19 protein-coding genes and 1 tRNA gene are annotated in these 18,141 nt (G+C 63.4%); 12 read left to right on the plus strand and 8 right to left on the minus strand.

Going from position 1 to position 18,141, the window contains the following annotated elements; genetic code table 11:
- Positions 1–86: 86 nt before the first annotated feature.
- Positions 87–1,058 (minus strand): mycothiol synthase, encoded by a 972-nt coding sequence (gene mshD / locus ACSSVG_RS16615; protein WP_492415682.1) that lies wholly within the window; start codon positions 1,056–1,058, stop codon positions 87–89.
- Between the two features lie 233 nt (positions 1,059–1,291).
- Positions 1,292–1,990, minus strand: coding sequence for a winged helix-turn-helix transcriptional regulator (locus tag ACSSVG_RS16620; protein ID WP_090817688.1), 699 nt, complete (start codon positions 1,988–1,990; stop codon positions 1,292–1,294).
- Between the two features lie 261 nt (positions 1,991–2,251).
- Between ACSSVG_RS16620 and ACSSVG_RS16625 the strand changes: the two genes are divergently transcribed.
- From ACSSVG_RS16625 to ACSSVG_RS16655, 7 genes are all read left to right on the plus strand, one after another.
- A complete protein-coding gene (locus ACSSVG_RS16625) occupies positions 2,252–2,986 on the plus strand; it encodes a permease (RefSeq protein ID WP_492415683.1) in 735 nt (244 codons plus the stop codon).
- Between the two features lie 166 nt (positions 2,987–3,152).
- A complete protein-coding gene (locus tag ACSSVG_RS16630) occupies positions 3,153–3,752 on the plus strand; it encodes a nitrobindin family protein (protein ID WP_090817694.1) in 600 nt (199 codons plus the stop codon).
- 50 nt (positions 3,753–3,802) lie between these two features.
- A complete protein-coding gene (locus tag ACSSVG_RS16635) occupies positions 3,803–4,525 on the plus strand; it encodes a flavodoxin family protein (RefSeq protein WP_492415684.1) in 723 nt (240 codons plus the stop codon).
- 55 nt (positions 4,526–4,580) lie between these two features.
- Positions 4,581–5,666: a CAF17-like 4Fe-4S cluster assembly/insertion protein YgfZ gene (gene ygfZ, locus ACSSVG_RS16640; protein WP_492415685.1), complete on the plus strand. Its 1,086-nt coding sequence runs from the start codon at positions 4,581–4,583 to the stop codon at positions 5,664–5,666.
- Positions 5,663–6,091, plus strand: a complete 429-nt coding sequence (locus ACSSVG_RS16645; RefSeq protein WP_492415686.1) for an ankyrin repeat domain-containing protein — start codon at positions 5,663–5,665, stop codon at positions 6,089–6,091. Before ygfZ ends, ACSSVG_RS16645 begins: the two co-directional genes overlap by 4 nt.
- Positions 6,092–6,203: 112 nt before the next feature.
- Entirely contained in the window at positions 6,204–6,833 is a 630-nt protein-coding gene (locus tag ACSSVG_RS16650) for a PadR family transcriptional regulator (RefSeq protein WP_492415687.1), read from the plus strand.
- Positions 6,817–8,337, plus strand: a complete 1,521-nt coding sequence (locus ACSSVG_RS16655; RefSeq protein WP_492415688.1) for a DHA2 family efflux MFS transporter permease subunit — start codon at positions 6,817–6,819, stop codon at positions 8,335–8,337. The genes ACSSVG_RS16650 and ACSSVG_RS16655 overlap by 17 nt, the downstream gene beginning before the upstream one ends.
- 70 nt (positions 8,338–8,407) lie before the next feature.
- Here the strand turns inward: ACSSVG_RS16655 and ACSSVG_RS16660 are convergent, their stop codons facing one another.
- From ACSSVG_RS16660 to ACSSVG_RS16680, 5 genes are all read right to left on the minus strand, one after another.
- Positions 8,408–9,157, minus strand: coding sequence for a GNAT family N-acetyltransferase (locus ACSSVG_RS16660; RefSeq protein WP_231339842.1), 750 nt, complete (start codon positions 9,155–9,157; stop codon positions 8,408–8,410).
- 17 nt (positions 9,158–9,174) lie between these two features.
- Entirely contained in the window at positions 9,175–10,200 is a 1,026-nt protein-coding gene (locus ACSSVG_RS16665; protein ID WP_159706941.1) for an ATP-dependent 6-phosphofructokinase, read from the minus strand.
- Between the two features lie 194 nt (positions 10,201–10,394).
- Positions 10,395–10,643 (minus strand): PspC domain-containing protein, encoded by a 249-nt coding sequence (locus ACSSVG_RS16670; protein WP_026539791.1) that lies wholly within the window; start codon positions 10,641–10,643, stop codon positions 10,395–10,397.
- A 31-nt stretch (positions 10,644–10,674) separates the two neighbouring features.
- Positions 10,675–11,076: a hypothetical protein gene (locus ACSSVG_RS16675; protein ID WP_492415689.1), complete on the minus strand. Its 402-nt coding sequence runs from the start codon at positions 11,074–11,076 to the stop codon at positions 10,675–10,677.
- Between the two features lie 2 nt (positions 11,077–11,078).
- On the minus strand, positions 11,079–12,674 hold the full coding sequence (locus ACSSVG_RS16680; RefSeq protein ID WP_492415690.1) for a PspC domain-containing protein: 1,596 nt from the start codon (positions 12,672–12,674) through the stop codon (positions 11,079–11,081).
- Between the two features lie 125 nt (positions 12,675–12,799).
- On the opposite strand from ACSSVG_RS16680, the gene ACSSVG_RS16685 reads away from it, so the two are divergent.
- Together ACSSVG_RS16685 and ACSSVG_RS16690 are read left to right on the plus strand one after the other, a co-directional pair.
- The gene (locus ACSSVG_RS16685; protein ID WP_492415691.1) at positions 12,800–14,371 is read left to right on the plus strand and encodes an ATP-binding protein; all 1,572 of its coding nucleotides are present in this window, start codon (positions 12,800–12,802) and stop codon (positions 14,369–14,371) included.
- On the plus strand, positions 14,368–15,042 hold the full coding sequence (locus tag ACSSVG_RS16690) for a LuxR C-terminal-related transcriptional regulator (RefSeq protein WP_231339846.1): 675 nt from the start codon (positions 14,368–14,370) through the stop codon (positions 15,040–15,042). Before ACSSVG_RS16685 ends, ACSSVG_RS16690 begins: the two co-directional genes overlap by 4 nt.
- Before the next feature lie 111 nt (positions 15,043–15,153).
- Here ACSSVG_RS16690 and ACSSVG_RS16695 read toward each other — a convergent pair whose 3' ends face one another.
- Entirely contained in the window at positions 15,154–16,383 is a 1,230-nt protein-coding gene (locus ACSSVG_RS16695; protein ID WP_492415692.1) for a pyridoxal phosphate-dependent aminotransferase, read from the minus strand.
- Positions 16,384–16,635: 252 nt separating this feature from the next.
- Between ACSSVG_RS16695 and ACSSVG_RS16700 the strand changes: the two genes are divergently transcribed.
- The 3 genes from ACSSVG_RS16700 to nusG all read left to right on the plus strand — a co-directional run bounded on the left by ACSSVG_RS16700 (position 16,636) and on the right by nusG (position 18,039).
- A tRNA-Trp gene (locus ACSSVG_RS16700) sits at positions 16,636–16,708 on the plus strand.
- A gap of 80 nt (positions 16,709–16,788) precedes the next feature.
- Positions 16,789–17,070, plus strand: coding sequence for a preprotein translocase subunit SecE (secE, locus tag ACSSVG_RS16705; RefSeq protein ID WP_024817604.1), 282 nt, complete (start codon positions 16,789–16,791; stop codon positions 17,068–17,070).
- A gap of 114 nt (positions 17,071–17,184) precedes the next feature.
- Positions 17,185–18,039 (plus strand): transcription termination/antitermination protein NusG, encoded by an 855-nt coding sequence (gene nusG / locus ACSSVG_RS16710; RefSeq protein ID WP_231339848.1) that lies wholly within the window; start codon positions 17,185–17,187, stop codon positions 18,037–18,039.
- Positions 18,040–18,141: the final 102 nt, after the last annotated feature.

The following is an 18,141-nucleotide window of genomic DNA, read 5'->3' on the forward strand; positions in this document are numbered from 1 at the left end:
GGACGGGGGTTTCCTCCCACATTACAAGCAATTCCAGTGCTCGAATCCAAGATGTCACCGGCTTTGGGCCAAGTGATCCCACATGGTTATTTTTTGGTCATCGGGCCATACATCACGTCGGTGTCCCAGCGAACGAAGCCGAGTTTCTGGTAAAGGGCTACTGCGGCATGGTTATCGGCGTCCACGTAGAGCATCACAGCATGCAGGCCTTTGTCCTGGAGGTGCTGGATTCCCGAGACCGTCAGCGCTTTGCCCAGGCCCAGGCCTTGCGCGGCGGGCGTGACGCCTACCACGTACACCTCGCCGATGGCAGGGTGCTGCCCCTGGCGGGGATGGACTTTGGTCCAGTGGAACCCCAGCAGTTCCCCATCGGCGTTGACGGCCAGCAGGAAGCCCTCGGGATCGAACCACTCTTCGGTCTTCCGCGCCTCAAGGTCCGCAAGGGTCATCGAACCCTGCTCCGGGTGGTGCGAGAAAGCTGCCCGGTTTGCGGCAAGCCAGGCTTGCTCATCCTGGCCCGGCACGAAGGCGCGGAGCGAGACGCCGTCCGGGAGCCCGGCGTCGGGCAGCGAGGACGCAGACGACATCAGCCGCATCTTCCACAGTTCCCGTACAGGCCGGTATTCAAAGCGCTTCGCAAGTTCGGCAGCGGCTTCGTGGTTGCCGTGCGACCATGCACTGAGTCCGTCCAGGCTGCGTTTGCCCCGCAACGAGTCCAGCAGCCTCCCTGCCACGCCCTGGTTGCGGTAGCTCGGGTGCACAGCCAGCTCCAGCACGCCGCTTCCATCCCCGTCTTCAATAACGACGGCGGTTCCGGCCAGGTCTTCACCGGTGGCGGGATCCGAGTCCTCATCGGGAGCGTAGAGGACGAAAGACAAGACGGAGTGATCGCCGGCATCGGCGCCGCGCAGCATCACCAGCGTTTGCTCCGAAAAGGGAGGGTTCCCGTCGGACTCCTCCGCAGCAGCGGCGAGGGTCCTGACGTCTTTGAGGATTTCGGGGTCCAAGGCGCCGGCAATGATCAGGACGGGCCAGTTTTCCGGATGCGCGTGACTCATGATGCAAGGCTATACGTCCGAGGCAAGCCCCGTGATTTGATGTCCCCGCGGAAGGGAGGTAGTCTCGTTATCTCGTTCGGCTTATGGTTTGTCCACGTGGCCGGGCATTGGGGGGATCCACCAGTGGGGTGGCCTCGATACGTTCGACCCGTATGTCCTCCACCAAGAAATGAAGAGGCCGGAATCCATGTGGATTCCGGCCTCCTCTACTTTGTTTTCCGTAAGCCGCGGGCTCAGGCTTCAGAGAGTTCATCGTCCGGGAGCCGGACAAGGGTGAGCCGGTAGCCCACGTTACGGACCGTGCTGATCAAGTTTTCGTGGTCCACGCCAAGCTTGGCGCGAAGGCGTCGGATGTGGACGTCCACGGTCCGGGTGCCACCGTAGTAGTCATAGCCCCAGACCTCGGTCAGCAACTGCTGGCGGGTGAAGACCCGGCCGGGGTGCTGTGCCAGGTACTTCAGGAGTTCGAATTCCTTGAACGTCAGGTTCAGTGGCTGGCCGTTGACGCGTGCGGTGTAGCTGGCCTCGTCAATCACGACGCCGGCGGCCCGGATTTCGGTCTGGGTCTCTTCTTCCCCGGTGACAGCTCGCGCCATGGCGAGGCGGATGCGCGCTTCCACCTCTGCAGGACCGGCGGAGTCCAGGACAATGTCATCCACGGCCCACGCGGAGGAGACGGCAGCCATGCCGCCTTCAGTGAGGATCAGCATGAGGGGCGCGCTCAGACCGGTGGCCTTCAGCAATTGCGTCAGTGAGCGGGCGCCCACCAGATCCTTGCGGGCATCGAGGAAGACGATGTCCGTGGGATCGGTTTCGAGCAATGCAGTGGGTTCTGCCGGGAGGATGTGCACACGGTGGTTCAACAACTCCAAGGCAGGCAAAATGTCCACCGAAGAGCCGGTGCTGTTCGTTAGGAGCAGGATGTGCGACATAGTTCCTCCAATGGGCTGTACGCGCATCATCGGGCGTCGAAACCGGAGTCTCACCGGTCGGTCACAGCGCATGGTCCGTCTCTACCGTTGTAACGGGGATCGCGGCGAACACAGTGCGCTGTTGAAGTCTGAGTATACCCATCAGTGCCTTACGACACATGGATTCGTGACAGGCAGGCGCTGGAATTACGACATATTGGGCCGGCTTAAGGCAGGATTGTCGAGAGGTCGTAAGGCACATCGGATTGAGGTCGGCACACAGTGAAGTCTTGGAGTATCGGGGTATTTGGACTCGTGGCGCTCGCAGCCATCGTGTCCAGCACCTTCGTTTCCCGGGAGGCCATGGTGGGCGTTGGCATCGCGGCGTCCGCGGCCGTAGGCATTGGCTGGCCACATTTCCTTGGCGTCCCGGCCAAAAAGACGTTGGCGTCCGTCATTGGACTGGCCGGCGCGGGATCGGCTATCACAGCCGCCTACCTGCCTGCTCCCGGATTCCTGGACGGAACACCTGCTTTTGTTGCCTTGGGCGTGATGGCGGTGTTCGTGGTCCAACTCGTGCGGGGCACGGGCCAGGCCCAACGACTGGAATCAACGCTCGGATGCAGTGCAGGCGTTCTGCTGAACTGCCTTGGCGCCGGCTGGATTGCCAGCGCCCGGTTCAACGGAGTCAAGGAGATGGTCCTGGTGGCCGGCCTGAGCGCAGCTGTGGCACTGCTGGTGGGGATCATCCGTTGGCCGGACCGTATCGTTGCTCCCCTGGGCGTGGTGATGGCTGGTCTCATGGGTCCGCTGGCTGGCTTGGTATTTTCGGATATCGCGGTACTTCCCGCAGCGTTGGTGGGCGTCGTGGTCGGCTCGGTCCTGGTGTGCTTCCGGCGGATGACCACTCTCCGGCGGGGACGGCTTAACATTCCTGCAGCCGTGGGCATGGGCGTGGCCCCTGTCTGGGCCGTGGGCGCCTTGGCGTACTTCATAGACAAACTACTCATCTACTAGCGGTTAGGATTGCATCATGTCTGTACTCGCATTTGAAATCTTCTTCCTCGTTCTCCTTGGCCTGGCCAGCGTTGCCATGGCCTGGTTTGCAGGATTTGTCGTTTACCGCCTTTTCCAGGGCCAGAAGTAAACCTTCTGATCCTGCAGTCCACGCAAGGTAGTCGTTGTGCCTATTGAGATCCCAACAGACCTGACGCCTGAACTCGTCCCGCTTTCCTGGCTCATTGGTGAGTGGGAGGGCCGCGGCCGGCTCGGCAGCGGTGACGAGGATTCGGAGCATTTTGTCCAGCATGCCTCCTTCACCCATAACGGTCTTCCGTACCTGCAGTACCGGGCCGAAACCTGGCTCGCTGACGACGCCGGTACAAAGCTGCGACCGCTGACGGTTGAGACCGGGTTCTGGGCTTTGGAGCGGAAGCTCCAGGAGGGCGACGGCGGCCCAGGGCTGATCCCGGCCGATATCGTTCCGGTGCTCAAGACGGCCGATGACGTTGAGGAGCGCCGCAACAAGGACGGCGGCTTCGATATCTCTGTGTCGATCGCCCACCCCGGCGGCATCACCGAGCTCTACTACGGCCAGATCAAGGGCCCGCAGATCCAACTGAGCACCGACATGGTGATGCGCGGCAGCCACTCCAAGGAGTACACCGCTGCCACCCGGATTTTCGGATTGGTGGACGGCAACCTCCTGTGGCGCTGGGACGTTGCAGCCAGCGGCAAGGCACTCGAAGCCCACGCCTCGGCATTCCTCCATAAGGTGTCCTGACCTCGAGGCCTCACTTTTCGTTCCGTACGCAACCAGCAAAGGAGCAGATAGTGAACAACCACCTCAAGCCTGAGGGCTACGAGGGCCTTAAGGCCGTCTTCTTCAATGGCACGCTGAAACCGTCGCCGCAGCTGAGCAACACTGATGGCCTGATCAGGATCAGCCGTGACATCATGGAGAAGCAGGGTGTCACTACCAAGCTGGTGCGGACCGTCGATCACGACATCGCCAGTGGTGTATATCCGGATATGCGCGAGCACGGCTGGAAGAGCGACGAATGGCCGGAGATCTATCCGGATGTCCGCGACGCCGACATCGTGGTGATCGCGGGACCGATCTGGTTGGGCGACAACTCGTCCCAGACCAAGAAACTCGTCGAGCGCCTGTATGCCCATTCGGGCGAGCTGAACAGCAAGGGCCAATGGGCGTTTTACCCAAAGGTGGGCGGTTGCCTCATCACGGGCAACGAGGACGGCATCAAGCACTGCTCCATGAATGTGCTGTACAGCCTCCAGCACATTGGATTCACTATCCCCCCGCAGGCCGACGCCGGATGGATTGGTCCAGTAGGTCCCGGGCCCAGCTATCTGGACGAAGGATCCGGCGGCCCGGAGAGTGATTTTACTAACAGAAACACCACCTTCATGACGTGGAACCTGCTCCACATGGCCAAGCTCCTTCGCGACGCAGGGGGCATTCCGTCCTACGGCAACCTGCCTGAGGAATGGAAAGCGGGCACCCGGTTTGATTTCGAGAACCCGGAATACCGCTGAACTGAAATATTGCCACCCGCGGAATACCGCTGAGCCCCAAGGACTTCTACTACATATGACTTACAAGAGCCCTCTGTTGTCGCGCCCTGGCGCCGTCGAGGATACCGGCTTGGACGCCGGCGTCGCTGCCCACTACGGCGAGCCACTGCGTGAGCAGCGCGCCCTGGCGACCGGCACCGCCGTCGTCGACCTTTCGCACCGCGGTGTGGTGACAGTGTCCGGACCGGACCGGCTGAGCTGGCTCAACACCTTGTCCTCGCAGCAGCTCACCAACCTGCAGCCCGGGGTAGCCAGCGAGCTGTTGTTGTTGAGTGTCCAGGGGCGCATTGAGTTTGATGCCCGGGTGATTGACGACGGCGATACCACCTGGCTGATCGTGGAGACCGCGGAAGCGGCGCCCTTGGCCGAGTGGCTGAACAGGATGAAGTTCATGCTCCGTGTCGAGATCGCCGATGTCTCGGAGCAGTGGGCCGTGCTCGGCTCGACCAAGCCGGTGGAGCAACTGACGTCCCGCCTGGTCTGGGAGGATCCGTGGCCCCATGTCAGCCCGGGCGGCTATGCCTACAGCATCGTCGCGGAGGAGTCGCACCCGGGACTTGAACGTCCGTGGTTCGAATACCTGGTCCCGACGGCCGAACTGGAAAGCGCCGTGGACGGTCTTCCGTTGGCCGGTTCCCTGGCGGCGGATGCCCTGCGGATTGCGGCGTGGCGACCCCGGCTTGGTGCCGAGACGGACGAGAAGACCATCCCCCACGAGCTGGATCTCCTTCGGACCTCGGTGCACCTGAACAAGGGGTGCTACAAGGGCCAGGAGACCATCGCCCGGGTGCACAACCTCGGGCACCCGCCGCGCCGTCTCGTCTTCCTGCAGTTGGACGGTTCCCAACACACGCTTCCCGCCGTTGGCAGTGTTGTATTTGCCGGGGAACGCAAGGTGGGTACTCTGACATCGGTGGCGCAGCACTTCGAAATGGGACCTGTGGCTCTGGCCGTGGTTAAGCGTTCCGTTTCAGCGGAGGAAACCCTGACGGTGATGGACGGCGAGGAGCCTTACGTCGCTGCCCAGGAAGTGATCGTCGCCCCCGACGCCGGCCAGGTCGTCGGGCGCCAGACCGGATTCCTGAAGGGACCCCACCGATGAGCCAACTGAACCAGCCTGTAGGTTCCGAGCCCACAAGCCCCGATGCAGGCGCCGATGAGGAAACGTTGGCGCTTGCCCACGCCCTTTTCGATGCCGCCCGTGAAGGCAATACCGAGTTGCTGCGCGGCTATTTGGCTGCCGGGGCACCCGCCACGCTGACCAATGCCGCGGGTGATTCCCTGCTGATGCTCGCTGCCTACCACGGGCACGAGGAAGTCGTGCAGCTGATCCTCCACCACGGGGCTGATGCCAATGCCGCCAACGACCGCGGCCAGACGCCCCTCGCAGGGGCTGTTTTCAAGGGGTACACGGGCGTGGCCCGGGTGCTGCTGGACGCAGGAGCGGACCCCGACGCCGGAACGCCCTCGGCGCGCGATGCCGCGGCCATGTTTGCCCGGTCAGAGATTCTGGCACTCCTGGGCTAAGCACACCATTCGCCGGGTAAGCCCGGCCGCTGAGGCGGCCGGGCTTACTTGCGCCCATATATTCCACATGGAATAGTTGAGGTGGAATATATGACGTGGAAAGGGGTGAGCGGTGCCCAAAGCTTCCGACCTGACGCCCCTCGGTGTCGCATCCCTTGCGCTCCTGGCAGAAGAACCCATGCACCCGTACGAGATGTACCAGGTGCTGATGGCCCGCCACGAAGACAGGCTGGTCAAAGTACGCCCCGGCACGCTGTACCACGCCGTCGGCCGGCTGGAGGAGAGCGGATTCGTTGAGGCAACCGGAACCGAACGGGAAGGAAACCGCCCGGAACGGACCACGTATCGGATCACCTCCGCCGGGCACCAAGCGCTCGATGCCCGGCTCCAAGCCATGCTCTCTACCCCCGTCAACGAATACCCCCTCTTTCCGCATGCCATTGCCGAGGCGCATCACCTTCGTGCTGACGTGGTGATGGAACTCCTGGCGGAACGGGTGGTGGCCCTGGGCGCTGATCTGGACTTCCTGGTCCGTGCTGAGGCTGCTGTGACGGCCAAGGGACTGGACCGCAAGTACTGGATAGACATCACGTACCAACAAGCAATGCGCCGAACGGAGATCGCGTGGATCCGCGGCCTCCTTGAGGAGTTGGGCAACGGGCAGCTGCCCTGGGACGAACCCCTGACAACTCCCTCCGAACTTTCAAACAAGCCAAAGGAATCCCTTGGAAAACGTAGCTAAGCCGTGGCCCGCGCTGTGGTCACTCGTGGTGGGCTTCTTCATGATCCTCATCGACACCACCATCGTGTCCGTCGCGAATCCGCGGATCATGGAGGGCCTCAATACGGACATCAACGCCGTCATCTGGGTCACCAGTGCCTACTTGCTGGCCTATGCCGTGCCCCTGCTCATCACCGGCAGGCTGGGGGACCGGTTCGGTCCCAAGAACCTCTACCTGATCGGCCTTGTGGTCTTCACTCTGGCATCGTTGTGGTGCGGCCTCTCCGGTGACGTCACCATGCTCATTGCCGCCCGCGCCGTTCAAGGCCTGGGAGCGGCCATGATGACCCCGCAGACCATGGCCGTCATCACGCGCATCTTCCCGCCGGACCGCCGCGGTGCTGCCATGGGCCTATGGGGCGCTACCGCCGGCATGGCTGTCCTGGTGGGCCCGATCCTCGGCGGTGTGCTGGTGGACAGCCTGGGCTGGGAGTGGATCTTCTTCGTCAACGTGCCCATCGGCATTGTGGCGTTCATTCTGGTGACCCGGTTCGTGCCGAAACTGACCACGCACAGCCACACGTTCGACGTCGTTGGCGTGGTGCTATCCGCCGTCGGCATGTTCCTGCTGGTCTTTGGCATCCAGGAGGGCCAAACGTACAAGTGGGGGACTGTCACCGGCTTCATTTCGGTCTGGGGCCTGATCGTCACCGGGCTTGTGGTCCTGGTGCTCTTTGTCGTCTGGCAGTGGCTGCTCGAACGCCGTGGCGGGGAACCGTTGCTGCCCCTTGGCCTGTTCAAGGACCGCAACTTCTCCCTGGGAAACAGCACCATCATGGCTGTCGGCTTCACGGTGACGGCCTTCCCGCTGCCCACCATCTTCTATTACCAGACCGTGCGCGGCCTGACGCCCACCCAGTCGGCGCTGCTCATGATCCCCATGGCCGTTATTTCGGGTGCGCTGGCGCCGTTCGTGGGCAAGCTCATTGATCGAGCCAACCCGCGGTATTTTGCCGCCTTCGGCCTCGTGTGCATGGCCGGAGCCCTGTTCTGGACGGCGGCGTTGCTGGGACCGGACACCCCTATTTGGATGTTCCTGCTGCCCAGCGCACTGCAGGGCGTAGCCAACGCCTTCATCTGGGGACCGGTGTCCAATGCGACCACCCGCAACCTGGAACCGCGCCAAGCCGGGGCAGGTTCGGGAGTCTTCAACACCACGCGCCAGATCGGTGCTGTCCTGGGTTCGGCGGCCATTGCTGCCCTGATCCAGTCGCGGCTGGCAGCGGAACTGCCCGCAGCTCCCGCCGGCGCTCCTGTCGGCGAGGCGTCCATGGGCGGCGTGCTGCCGGAAGCGCTTCATGCAGGATTCTCGACGGCGATGAGCCAAGCCATCCTGTTGCCCGCCTGTGCGATTCTGCTGGGCGCGGTTGTGGCGCTGTTCTTCGGCAAGCCGAAGGCCGTCAGCGGGTGGGGCGGTAATGCCGGCTCCGCTGCGGAAACCGCCAAAGCTGATCTCAACACCTAGGGTTTTTGTACACCTAATGCCCCTAAGAAGGCTCCTAAAGGGCATTATCTGTACAAAAACTCCGGGGGGGTCAGCCGAGGAGCACGCTCGCGTGGAGCCCGCCCGTGGCAAAGCCAAGGCTGCGGGCCATCGCGAGCGCTCCGGTGTTGCTGACGTCGGCCTTCCACTGGAGTGTCAGCCCGGCTGCCAACGCTTCATGCGCTGCAATGGACGCGGCCAAGGTGCCCAGACCGCGCCGACGCCACGGCGGTGCCACCAAGACGCCCATGTTGCCCAGGATGCCTTCCCATTCGGAGTACGCACCGCAGGCCACGGGGGTGGGCAGTTCCTCGTCCGGGTGCATGATGGTGAAACGGTGTTCGAGCCCTTGCAGCCCCACCTCATTGACGTCGTCAGGAGGACACAGCGCTTCCAGGCTGATCGCCTCGGGGTTTCCCCGCGAGACGGTGAGGTCTTCCGAAGGTTGCTGCAGGGGTAAATCGTCAGCGAAGAACAACGCGGTTGATCCAAGTCCGTGCCCACCGTGTGAGCGGGTCAACGTCAGCAGCGTGACGTGCTGGGCGAGCTCGGTGTCGGGCAGTCCGGCGGCCGCGTCCAGTGCCCACTGTGGGCCCACCAATGCCGAAACCCCGAAGAGCCTCAGGAAGACCACGGCCCGCGCAGAGTCGTCCACGAGCGTGATGCGGTGCGCGGGGTCGCCCGGGTCCGCCGGTGAGGCGGTGACCCGTGCCGCGGCGGTGGCGAAAGCGTCGTCGTCGAGCCCCAAATGGCGAGCCCACGCCAGCTGGATGATGGCAGCGGACGTGGGCTCGAGAGTCATGGATTCAGCCTAGCCGACTAGCCGAAGAGCACCGACGCTTCGTCGTAGCGGTGCTGGGGCACGGTCTTGAGCTTGCCGAGGGCTTCCTCGAAGCCCACGTGGGAGATATCAGTGCCTTTCAGGGCCACCATGGTGCCCCAGCGGCCATCCACTACGGAGTCGATGGCGGCCATGCCCAGGCGGGTTGCCAGGACGCGGTCGTAGGCGGTGGGGACGCCGCCGCGCTGGATGTGGCCGAGAATCGTGGCGCGGGTTTCGATGCCTGTTCGTGCCTCGATTTCCGGGGCCAACTGGTCGGCAATGCCACCCAGGCGGGGTCGGCCGAAGGTGTCCAGGCCGCGTTCGGAGTGCGGGGATTCCATGTGTTCGGGAACGAAGCCTTCAGCAACCACCACCAGCGGAGCACGGCCACGGTCGTGGGCTTCCTGGACCCATTCGGTGATTTCCTCGATGCTGACCTTCTGCTCGGGGATAAGGATGGCGTGCGCGCCCGCCGCCATGCCCGCGTGGAGCGCGATCCAGCCGACGTGGCGGCCCATGACTTCGGCGATCATGCAACGGTGGTGGGACTCGCCGGTGGTGCGGAGCCGGTCGATGGCTTCCGTGGCAATCTGGACCGCCGTGTCGAAGCCGAAGGTGTAGTCCGTGGCGTCGAGGTCGTTGTCCACGGTCTTGGGGACGCCGACGATTTTCAGGCCCGCGTCGGTGAGCCGCTTGGCTGCGGCGAGGGTTCCCTCGCCGCCGATGGCGATGATGGCGTCAATGCCCAGCCGTTCCATGTGGGCCTTGATGACATCCGGACCACCGCCGTTTTCGAACGGGTTGGTGCGGGAGGTGCCCAGAATGGTGCCACCCTGCTTGGCAATACCGCGGACCATGGTGCGGGGGATGTCGATGACGTCGCCTTCAACCACACCACGCCAACCGTCACGGAAGCCAACAAACTCCTGGCCGTGGATGGCGATGCCTTTGAGGACTGCTCCCCGGATCACTGCGTTGAGGCCGGGGCAGTCGCCACCGCTGGTAAGAATGCCAATTTTCATGTTTGCTCACTCATGGCTTGGAGGAATACGTGCAGAGCGCCACGCTGAGCTCCCCATGATTGTAGACGGGCATGTGGGGTGGGACACAAACGGTTACTTTTGACCCGTGGCGTGCGGTATTGGAAACGTGGCTGAAAACAAAGGAAACGCCCCGCCAGCAGGCGGGGCGCTTCACGTCTCTTTATGACCGGGAACTACCGGGAACGCTGGCTGATGAACGACTCGAGCGCGATCTTGTTGTTCTGGTCCGGCAGAAGAAGCCAGCCCAGGATGTAGACCACGAACGCCGGCCCTGGCAGCAAGCAGAAGAGCAGGAAGGCCACGCGGACGTAGGCAACGTCCACCCGGAGCTTTGCCGCGATTCCTCCGCAGATACCGCCCAACCAGCGCTGTGGTCCACGCTTCAGGCCGAAGCCCCTGACGATGCTGAAGAACTTGTCCATGGCTACAGACTTCCCTGTTGTGGTTGCTTTGTCACTTCGTGGTGGTCACTTTCTTGGAACCTTTGCGGGCCGACAGGAGTCCTCCGACCACCAGGGCCGCTCCGGCTCCGATCATGAGGCCAATCAGCACATAGGTGCCGTTCAGCGTCACCCACCCGAGAGTCGAGATGACGATCAAGGCTGCGAGTGCAATCACGATCAGACCCCACACTACGGTGCCGATACGTGCCTGCCGGGGCTCGTCGTCGTCCGTATGTTCCGCCTGGAAGGTGCGCTCCAAGGGCGGCGTCAGCGGGATCTGCTGGAGGCTGGGCTTGGGCAAGGCCTCGGTGGGACGGGTTTCCCTGGGCAGCGCTTCCGTTGGATGCGATTCCCTGGGCAGTGGCGTTGTCGGCTGGGTTTCGTGCGTTTTGCCTGGCTCGTTCGTGCTCATGGTCAGTTTCCTTCCTGGATGGTCACGTTGCTGAACGTGCCGTCGATCTCCACCACAAGGTTGGCTCCGGGCTTTTCGGTGTTGTAGAGGGTGGTCTCATCCTGTAGCCGGCCGCCGCGGTCGGCGCCGCGTTCATTGAGGTTGCCGAATGTCATGTCCGCCCTGACTTCCACCGGGACGTCGTCGGGAATGATGACCGTGACGTTGCTGGCGGTGGCATCAACGGGAATCGTGACTTCGGAAACCAAGGGGGGCGTCATGGTCATTTCGCTCAAGTCCACCAAGCCCTTGGCCCCGGTGACGTTAATGCCCAGGCGTGCTTGTTCCAGACTCGTTGGCGCCCAATTCACGTCGTGGAAGGTGAACCGGTCTCCGTCCCTGGGGATGACGTTGAAGATTCCGCCAATGATCAGGGCAACCACTGCCAGGAAGCCAAGGAACCCTGACGTCCGGCCCCGCAACCCCGCGACGAGGATGCCCAGGCCCAGGACGGCCGCACCGGTAGCCCAGACAACGGCGTTGGCGGAGTTACCCAGGTCAATGACATTGCCGGCGTCGAGCGCTTTCAAGGTACCGCCGGCCAGCAATGCTGCGCCGGCAGAGACTGCCACGATTGCGGGTCCCGGGCCCTTGCGCTTGGGAACGGCAGGCTTTGGCTGCCAGCCTTGCGGGGGAGTGGGGCCGTACGGCGGACGGGGACCGGAGGGTCCTGAGGGGCTGAAGGGTCCCGACGACGGAACCGGCCGGGCACCGTAGCCGCCAGTGGGGTTGGGCCGTCCCTGGTGCTTGGTGCCGGGTGCCGCTGCACCGTAGGCAGGCACGCCAGTGTTGGCCGTCGCCGTAGACCCGTAGGCGGTAGGCGTGCCGTAGGCGGTAGGCGTCCCGTAGGAAGTCGGCGTCCCGTAGGCGGTTGGCGTCCCGTAAGCCGCTTGGCCGGGTGTCGCGGAATAGTTCTGCTGGCTCACGGGCGGAGTTCCCTTCGAGGCTTTGCTGCGTTGGACCAGGAAGTAGATGAGGTAGAAGACGCCGCCCATCCAGAAAAGGGTCCAGAACAGGCCGGGAAGACCATCCCAACCCCAGCCCCAGAATCCGCGGCCCAGGCTCGGCAGTCCGATGATCGACGTGATCAACGCACCCGTCATGCCTCCGGACCAGCGGCCCGCGGCAGCTTCCTGGACGTGGATTCGGCCGTCCGGTTCGGGCAGGAGCGCCCAGGCAATGCCGTAGAGCAGTACGCCCACACCGGCAAAGAGTGCCAGGACGACGAAGATGCCCCTGACGATCAGGGGGTCGATGCCGAAGCGGTGGGCTACACCGCTTGCCACGCCGCCGATCCAGCGGTCCGGTCCACGGCGGATGCCTTGGTTGCGGATCCAGTCGAAGAAGTTCTGCTGGGAGGCGGCCGGTTCGTCGCCGGCCGGCGGGTAGCTGCCGGCCGCGGGACCAGTCCCCGCAGAAGCGCCGGCAGTAGGCTCTCCCGGTGCCCCGGAAGCGGAACCGGCGGCGCCGGTGGGAGCGCCTGTGGTGGCGCCGGAGCCGGAGCTGCCGGCCGTGCCTGGCGTTCCAGGTTCCTCTGGATTCATGCTGTTCGCGTTCATACTTCGATCCTGCCGCCCGGCCGCCCCTTCCCTCTACTGGGGGATACCCTGAATGATCCCTGAGCGACCCCCGAACAACGCTGGTTTCCGGTCCGGGTCACCCTGATCCGTGTTTGGATTGGTACATGACAACCGCCGTACAACGCCCAGTGCTGGTCCGCAGCAGCGACCGCATGATTGCGGGCGTCTGCAGCGGTCTGGCCGATCATTTGGGCTGGCCGGTCAAGTTCGTCCGGCTCGGCATGATCCTCGCCTGTTTCGCCGGCGGGGCAGGCGTGGCCTTTTATGCATGGCTTTGGACCATGGTTCCCACGGCGGATGAGAACGCCAAGCGCAACGCCCGCCGGCCGGCGTCGCCCATTGCTCCTGCGGTGAGCCTGCCGCCCGTATCGGCGCCCATTGGTGGGCCCGCTGGTGTGTCGGTTCCCAGCGTTGGAGGCGGTCGGGCGCCGCAAGCGTACGACGCCGGAACGTCGCCGTCGGTGGCCGGCCCACCGCCGGTCCGTGGTTCTGTTGCGGGCGGCGGCTTTGTCCCTCCCCGTGCGCCGGTCCAAGGCGGCGGTTCCGTCCCGGGCCCTGGTTCGGTTCCTCCCGCTGGGCCTGCAGCTTTTGGCAACGCTTCCTCCTCCTGGAACTGGGCCGCCAGTGGCGGTGAGAATTCGTTGGCGTCGTGGTTCTCTTTCCGGCGGATCCAGTACGGCAAGGAAATACTGCTGGGCGCGGCATTGCTCCTGGTGGCGGCCATACTGATCGCCCGCCAGTTCGGCGTCGAGGTTCCTTTGGGTACCCTCATTCCGGCGGCGGCCATCCTGGGGGGTGCCGCGATTGCCTGGATGCAGCTCGACGAAACCCGCAGGGCCGGCCTGGTGGACAAGACCAAAGCCGACCAAGCCGGCGGATGGGTCCGCCTGGCGGCCGGCCTGGCGTTGGTGGTGGCAGGGGTTCTGGTGATGGTGTCCGGTTCGGGATCCTGGGAGCAGACCTGGCTGGCACTGCTGGCGTCCGTGGCCGTCCTTGGCGGCGTTGCCCTGGTCCTGCTGCCGTGGGGCCTCAAGTTTTGGAAGGACCTGGAAACCGAGCGGGCAGGCCGCATCCGCGAGACTGAACGCGCTGAAATCGCGGCGCATTTGCATGACTCCGTTCTCCAGACCCTGGCACTGATCCAGCGCAGGGCCGGTTCCGAGCAGGACGTGGTCCGCCTGGCCAGGGCGCAGGAACGCGAACTTCGGGCCTGGCTCTTCAGCGATGCCGCCAAGGAATCGGGCCTCTTGGCCGATCGGATCAAGGCCGTCGCAGCAGAGGTGGAAGATTTGCACGGCCATGCTGTGGAGGTGGTGACTGTCGGCGATACCGAGATGACGGACCGGCATGAGGCCATGGTGCAGGCGGCGCGGGAAGCGATGCTCAACGCCGCACGGCATGGCGGCGGAACGGTGTCGGTGTATTTGGAAAGTACGGCCGGCAGCACGGAGATCTTCATCAAGGACCGGGGGCCCGGATTCGATCCCGAAGCTGTCCCGGACGACAGGCTGGGCGTCAAGGAATCGATTATTGGCCGTATGAAGCGGCATGGCGGCACTGCAACCATCAACAGCAGCGACGACGGCACTGAAGTACGCCTGGCACTGCCGTCGGCCAATGGCGACGCCGGTGAACAGCGGAACAACGAATCGCGGAATGGAGAAGCGAAGCAATGAACACCAACCCCGACGGTGATCCAGGACGCAGCGTGCGTGTGGTGATCGTGGATGACCATACGATCTTCCGGTCCGGGCTTAAGGCCGACCTCGATGCCCGCATGAATGTGGTCGGCGAAGCCGGGACGGTGGAACAGGCCATTGCCGTCATTGCGGAGGCGCGTCCGGAGGTGGTGCTCCTGGATGTCCACCTTCCAGGTGGACTGGGCGGCGGCGGCCGGGAGGTCATTGCCGGCTCGGCCGCGCTGCTGGGCACCACCAGCTTCCTGGCGCTTAGTGTCTCTGACGCGGCCGAGGACGTCGTCTCCGTGATCCGTGCCGGTGCACGTGGCTACGTCACCAAGACCATTTCCGGCAAGGAGATCTCCGACGCCGTCATCAGGGTGGCCGACGGCGACGCTGTGTTCTCGCCCCGGTTGGCCGGTTTCGTGCTGGACGCCTTTGGCACCGCTCCGGCAGATATTGCGGACGATGAGCTGGATAAACTCTCTGCCCGTGAGCTCGAAGTCATGCGGCTCATTGCGCGGGGATACAGCTACAAGGAAGTCGCCAAGGAGTTGTTCATCTCCATCAAGACTGTGGAAACGCACGTCTCCGCAGTCCTCAGGAAACTCCAGCTCTCCAGCCGCCACGAACTCACCAAATGGGCGGCCGAGCGCCGCCTCCTCTGACGCTCTCCCACCTCCCGTCGCGTTTTCCCGATCGCTCTCCCACCTCCCGCGCCTTAAACGAAAACGCTCTTCCACCTGTCACGGTGGAAGAGCGTTTTCGTTCGCTTGTTGCTACTTGGCCTTGCCCAGGAATTCCTGGATGCGGCGGACACCTTCGGCGAGGTCCTCGTCGCCCAATGCGTAGGACAGACGGACGTAGCCAGAGGGACCGAACGCTTCGCCCGGAACCACGGCCACCTCAACCTCGTCGAGGATCAGGGTGGCGAGTTCAGCAGAGGTGGAAGGACGGACAGGACCGTTGGAGGTCTCAAATTCCTTGCCCAGCAGCCCGCGGACGTCCGCGTACACGTAGAAGGCGCCGGTCGGCGTCGGGCATTCAACGCCTTCAATCGCGTTGAGGCCGGCAACGATCGCCTTGCGGCGACGGTCGAAGGCCACCTTCATCTCGTCGACGGCGGTCAGCGGACCCGTGAGGGCAGCGGCGGCGGCGACCTGCATGATGTTGGAGACGTTGGACGTCGCATGGGACTGCAGGTTGGTGGCAGCCTTGATGACGTCAGCCGGGCCGATCATCCAGCCCACACGCCAACCGGTCATGGCATAGGTCTTGGCCACACCGTTGAGGATGACAACCTTGTCGCCGAGTTCCGGTGCGGCGGTGGCGATGGAGGTGAACTTCACGCCGTCATAGGTCAGGTGCTCGTAGATTTCGTCCGTGACGACCCACAGGCCCTTGGACGCGGCCCACTTGCCGATCTCAGCTACCTGTTCCGGGCTGTACACGGCACCGGTGGGGTTGGACGGGGAAACGAACAGCAGGATCTTGGTCCGGTCGGTCACGGCTGCTTCCAGCTGCTCGACGGTCACCAGGTATCCCTGTTCCGGGCCGGCGAAGACCTCAACGGGCACGCCGCCGGCGAGGCGGATGGCTTCCGGGTAGGTGGTCCAGAACGGGGTGGGAATGATGACCTCGTCGCCCGGATCCACCAAAGTAGCGAAGGTGTTGTAGACAGCCTGCTTGCCACCGTTGGTCACCAGGACCTGGGAGGGGTCAACCTGGTAGCCCGAGTCCCGCAGGGTCTTCTCCGCGATGGCCTTCTTCAGCTCAGGGAGGCCACCGGCGGGGGAGTAGCGGTGGTACTTCGGCTGGCCCGCAGCTTCAATGGCAGCCTGGACGATGTAATCCGGGGTGGGGAAATCGGGTTCCCCGGCACCGAAACCGATCACGGGACGTCCCGCGGCCTTCAGTGCCTTGGCCTTGGCGTCAACGGCAAGGGTGGCGGACTCGGCAATGGCGGAGATTCGCTGTGAAATGCGGGCGGTAGTTGTTCCGGCAGACATCTATGTACCGTTCTTCGCAGGCAGCTCGTGGGCTGGATGATGGGATTCGACGTAAACTACCTTATGCTGTTCTGCGGACCTCCCGGGCGACTGCCGGACTTTGTGACTGATAATGCTGGTCACAGGTTTTTGGCGCTGGGAGGGCCGGAATTGAGCCGGTTCGACTATCGCGAAATTCTTGCGTAGACTGGTTCACCGGTGTTGAAAAGCACCACAGGCTGAAGTGCGGCCTGAAACATGGATTTGATCCATAGGGTAGTGGCGCAATTGGTAGCGCAGCGGTCTCCAAAACCGCAGGTTGCAGGTTCGAGTCCTGTCTGCCCTGCGCAAGCTGTCCCGGCGGAAACGCCGGGACAAGCGCAGCAACCATGGCTCTGATCAGAGTCGGGTCAACGACTTTGCAAGGTGAGTGAGGACCAGGTGACCGAAACAGCTGCCAGCAGCTCGAAGGGCCGTCCCGCCAAGAAAGCCGATCGTGGCTTCTTCGCCCGTATTGCTCTCTTCGTCCGCCAGGTCATTGGTGAACTCAAGAAGGTCGTTGCTCCCACCCGCAAGGAACTGATCAATTACACGCTCGTGGTGCTGGTGTTCGTGGCCATCATGATGCTCATCGTCACCCTTCTGGACCTGGCCTTCGGCACGGGAGTCAGCTGGGTCTTCGGTGGGTCAGGCGCTACGGACCGCTAAGCGGATCTGTCCGCAAACTGTGCGAAATTCCTCGGTAGTTCAGGAATTTTGCGGGGTTTGCGGAATTGAGCCATTTAAATAGGCATGTTAGGCAATGAGGAAGCAGGAGACCAAGTGTCTGAGCAGGAGCTCGAGGTAAACGAGACTGAGCTGGAAGAAACTGAGGGCGCTGCAGTTGAGGCTGCGGAAGAGTCCGAGGTTGATTCTGCTGCGCCCGAATCTGCCGACGCCGACGATTCCGAAGAGGACTTCGAAGCTGACGTTGACGATGAGTCTGATGACGCGTCCGGCGATGTTGCAGACGAAGACGACGCTTCGGAAGAGTCCGACGGCGACGACCTGGCAGCCGCTGCTGCTGCAGCGCCGGCTGATCCGGCTGAAGAATTCAAGGCCAAGCTGCGCCGCCAGGAAGGTGACTGGTACGTCATCCACTCCTACGCCGGTTACGAAAACCGCGTTAAGGCCAACCTCGAGACCCGTATCCAGACCTTGGACATGGAAGATTACATCTTCGAAATCCAGGTCCCCATGGAAGAAGTCGTCGAGATCAAGAATGCGCAGCGCAAGGTGATCAACCGCGTTCGCATTCCCGGTTACGTCCTGGTCCGTATGGACCTGACCGACGCCTCCTGGGGCGCCGTCCGCCACACCCCGGGCGTCACCGGCTTCGTGGGCAACGCCCACAACCCCGTCCCGCTGCGCCTTGACGAGGTCTTCTCCATGCTCGCCCCGGTCTTCGAAGAAGAGCAGGCAGAGCAGGGCAAGCCGGTCAACAAGCAGAACCAGGCTCCCGTGGCCGTCGACTTCGAGGTCGGCGAGTCGGTCATCGTCAAGGAAGGTCCGTTCGAGACCCTTCCGGCAACGATCTCCGAGATCAAGCCCGAGTCCCAGACCCTGGTGGTCCTGGTCTCGATCTTCGAGCGCGAAACCCCGGTGACGCTCGCATTCAACCAGGTCACCAAGATCTAGCTGATTCCAAGATTTCGCTCCAGTCCTGCCTGCTTAGCAGTTCGGGAGCGGCCGGCCGCCTCGCCATGGCGGCCAAAAACCTGGGACGCGCTCCTGTGTCCC

This window comes from Paenarthrobacter sp. E2MeOHC11, from assembly GCF_058744955.1.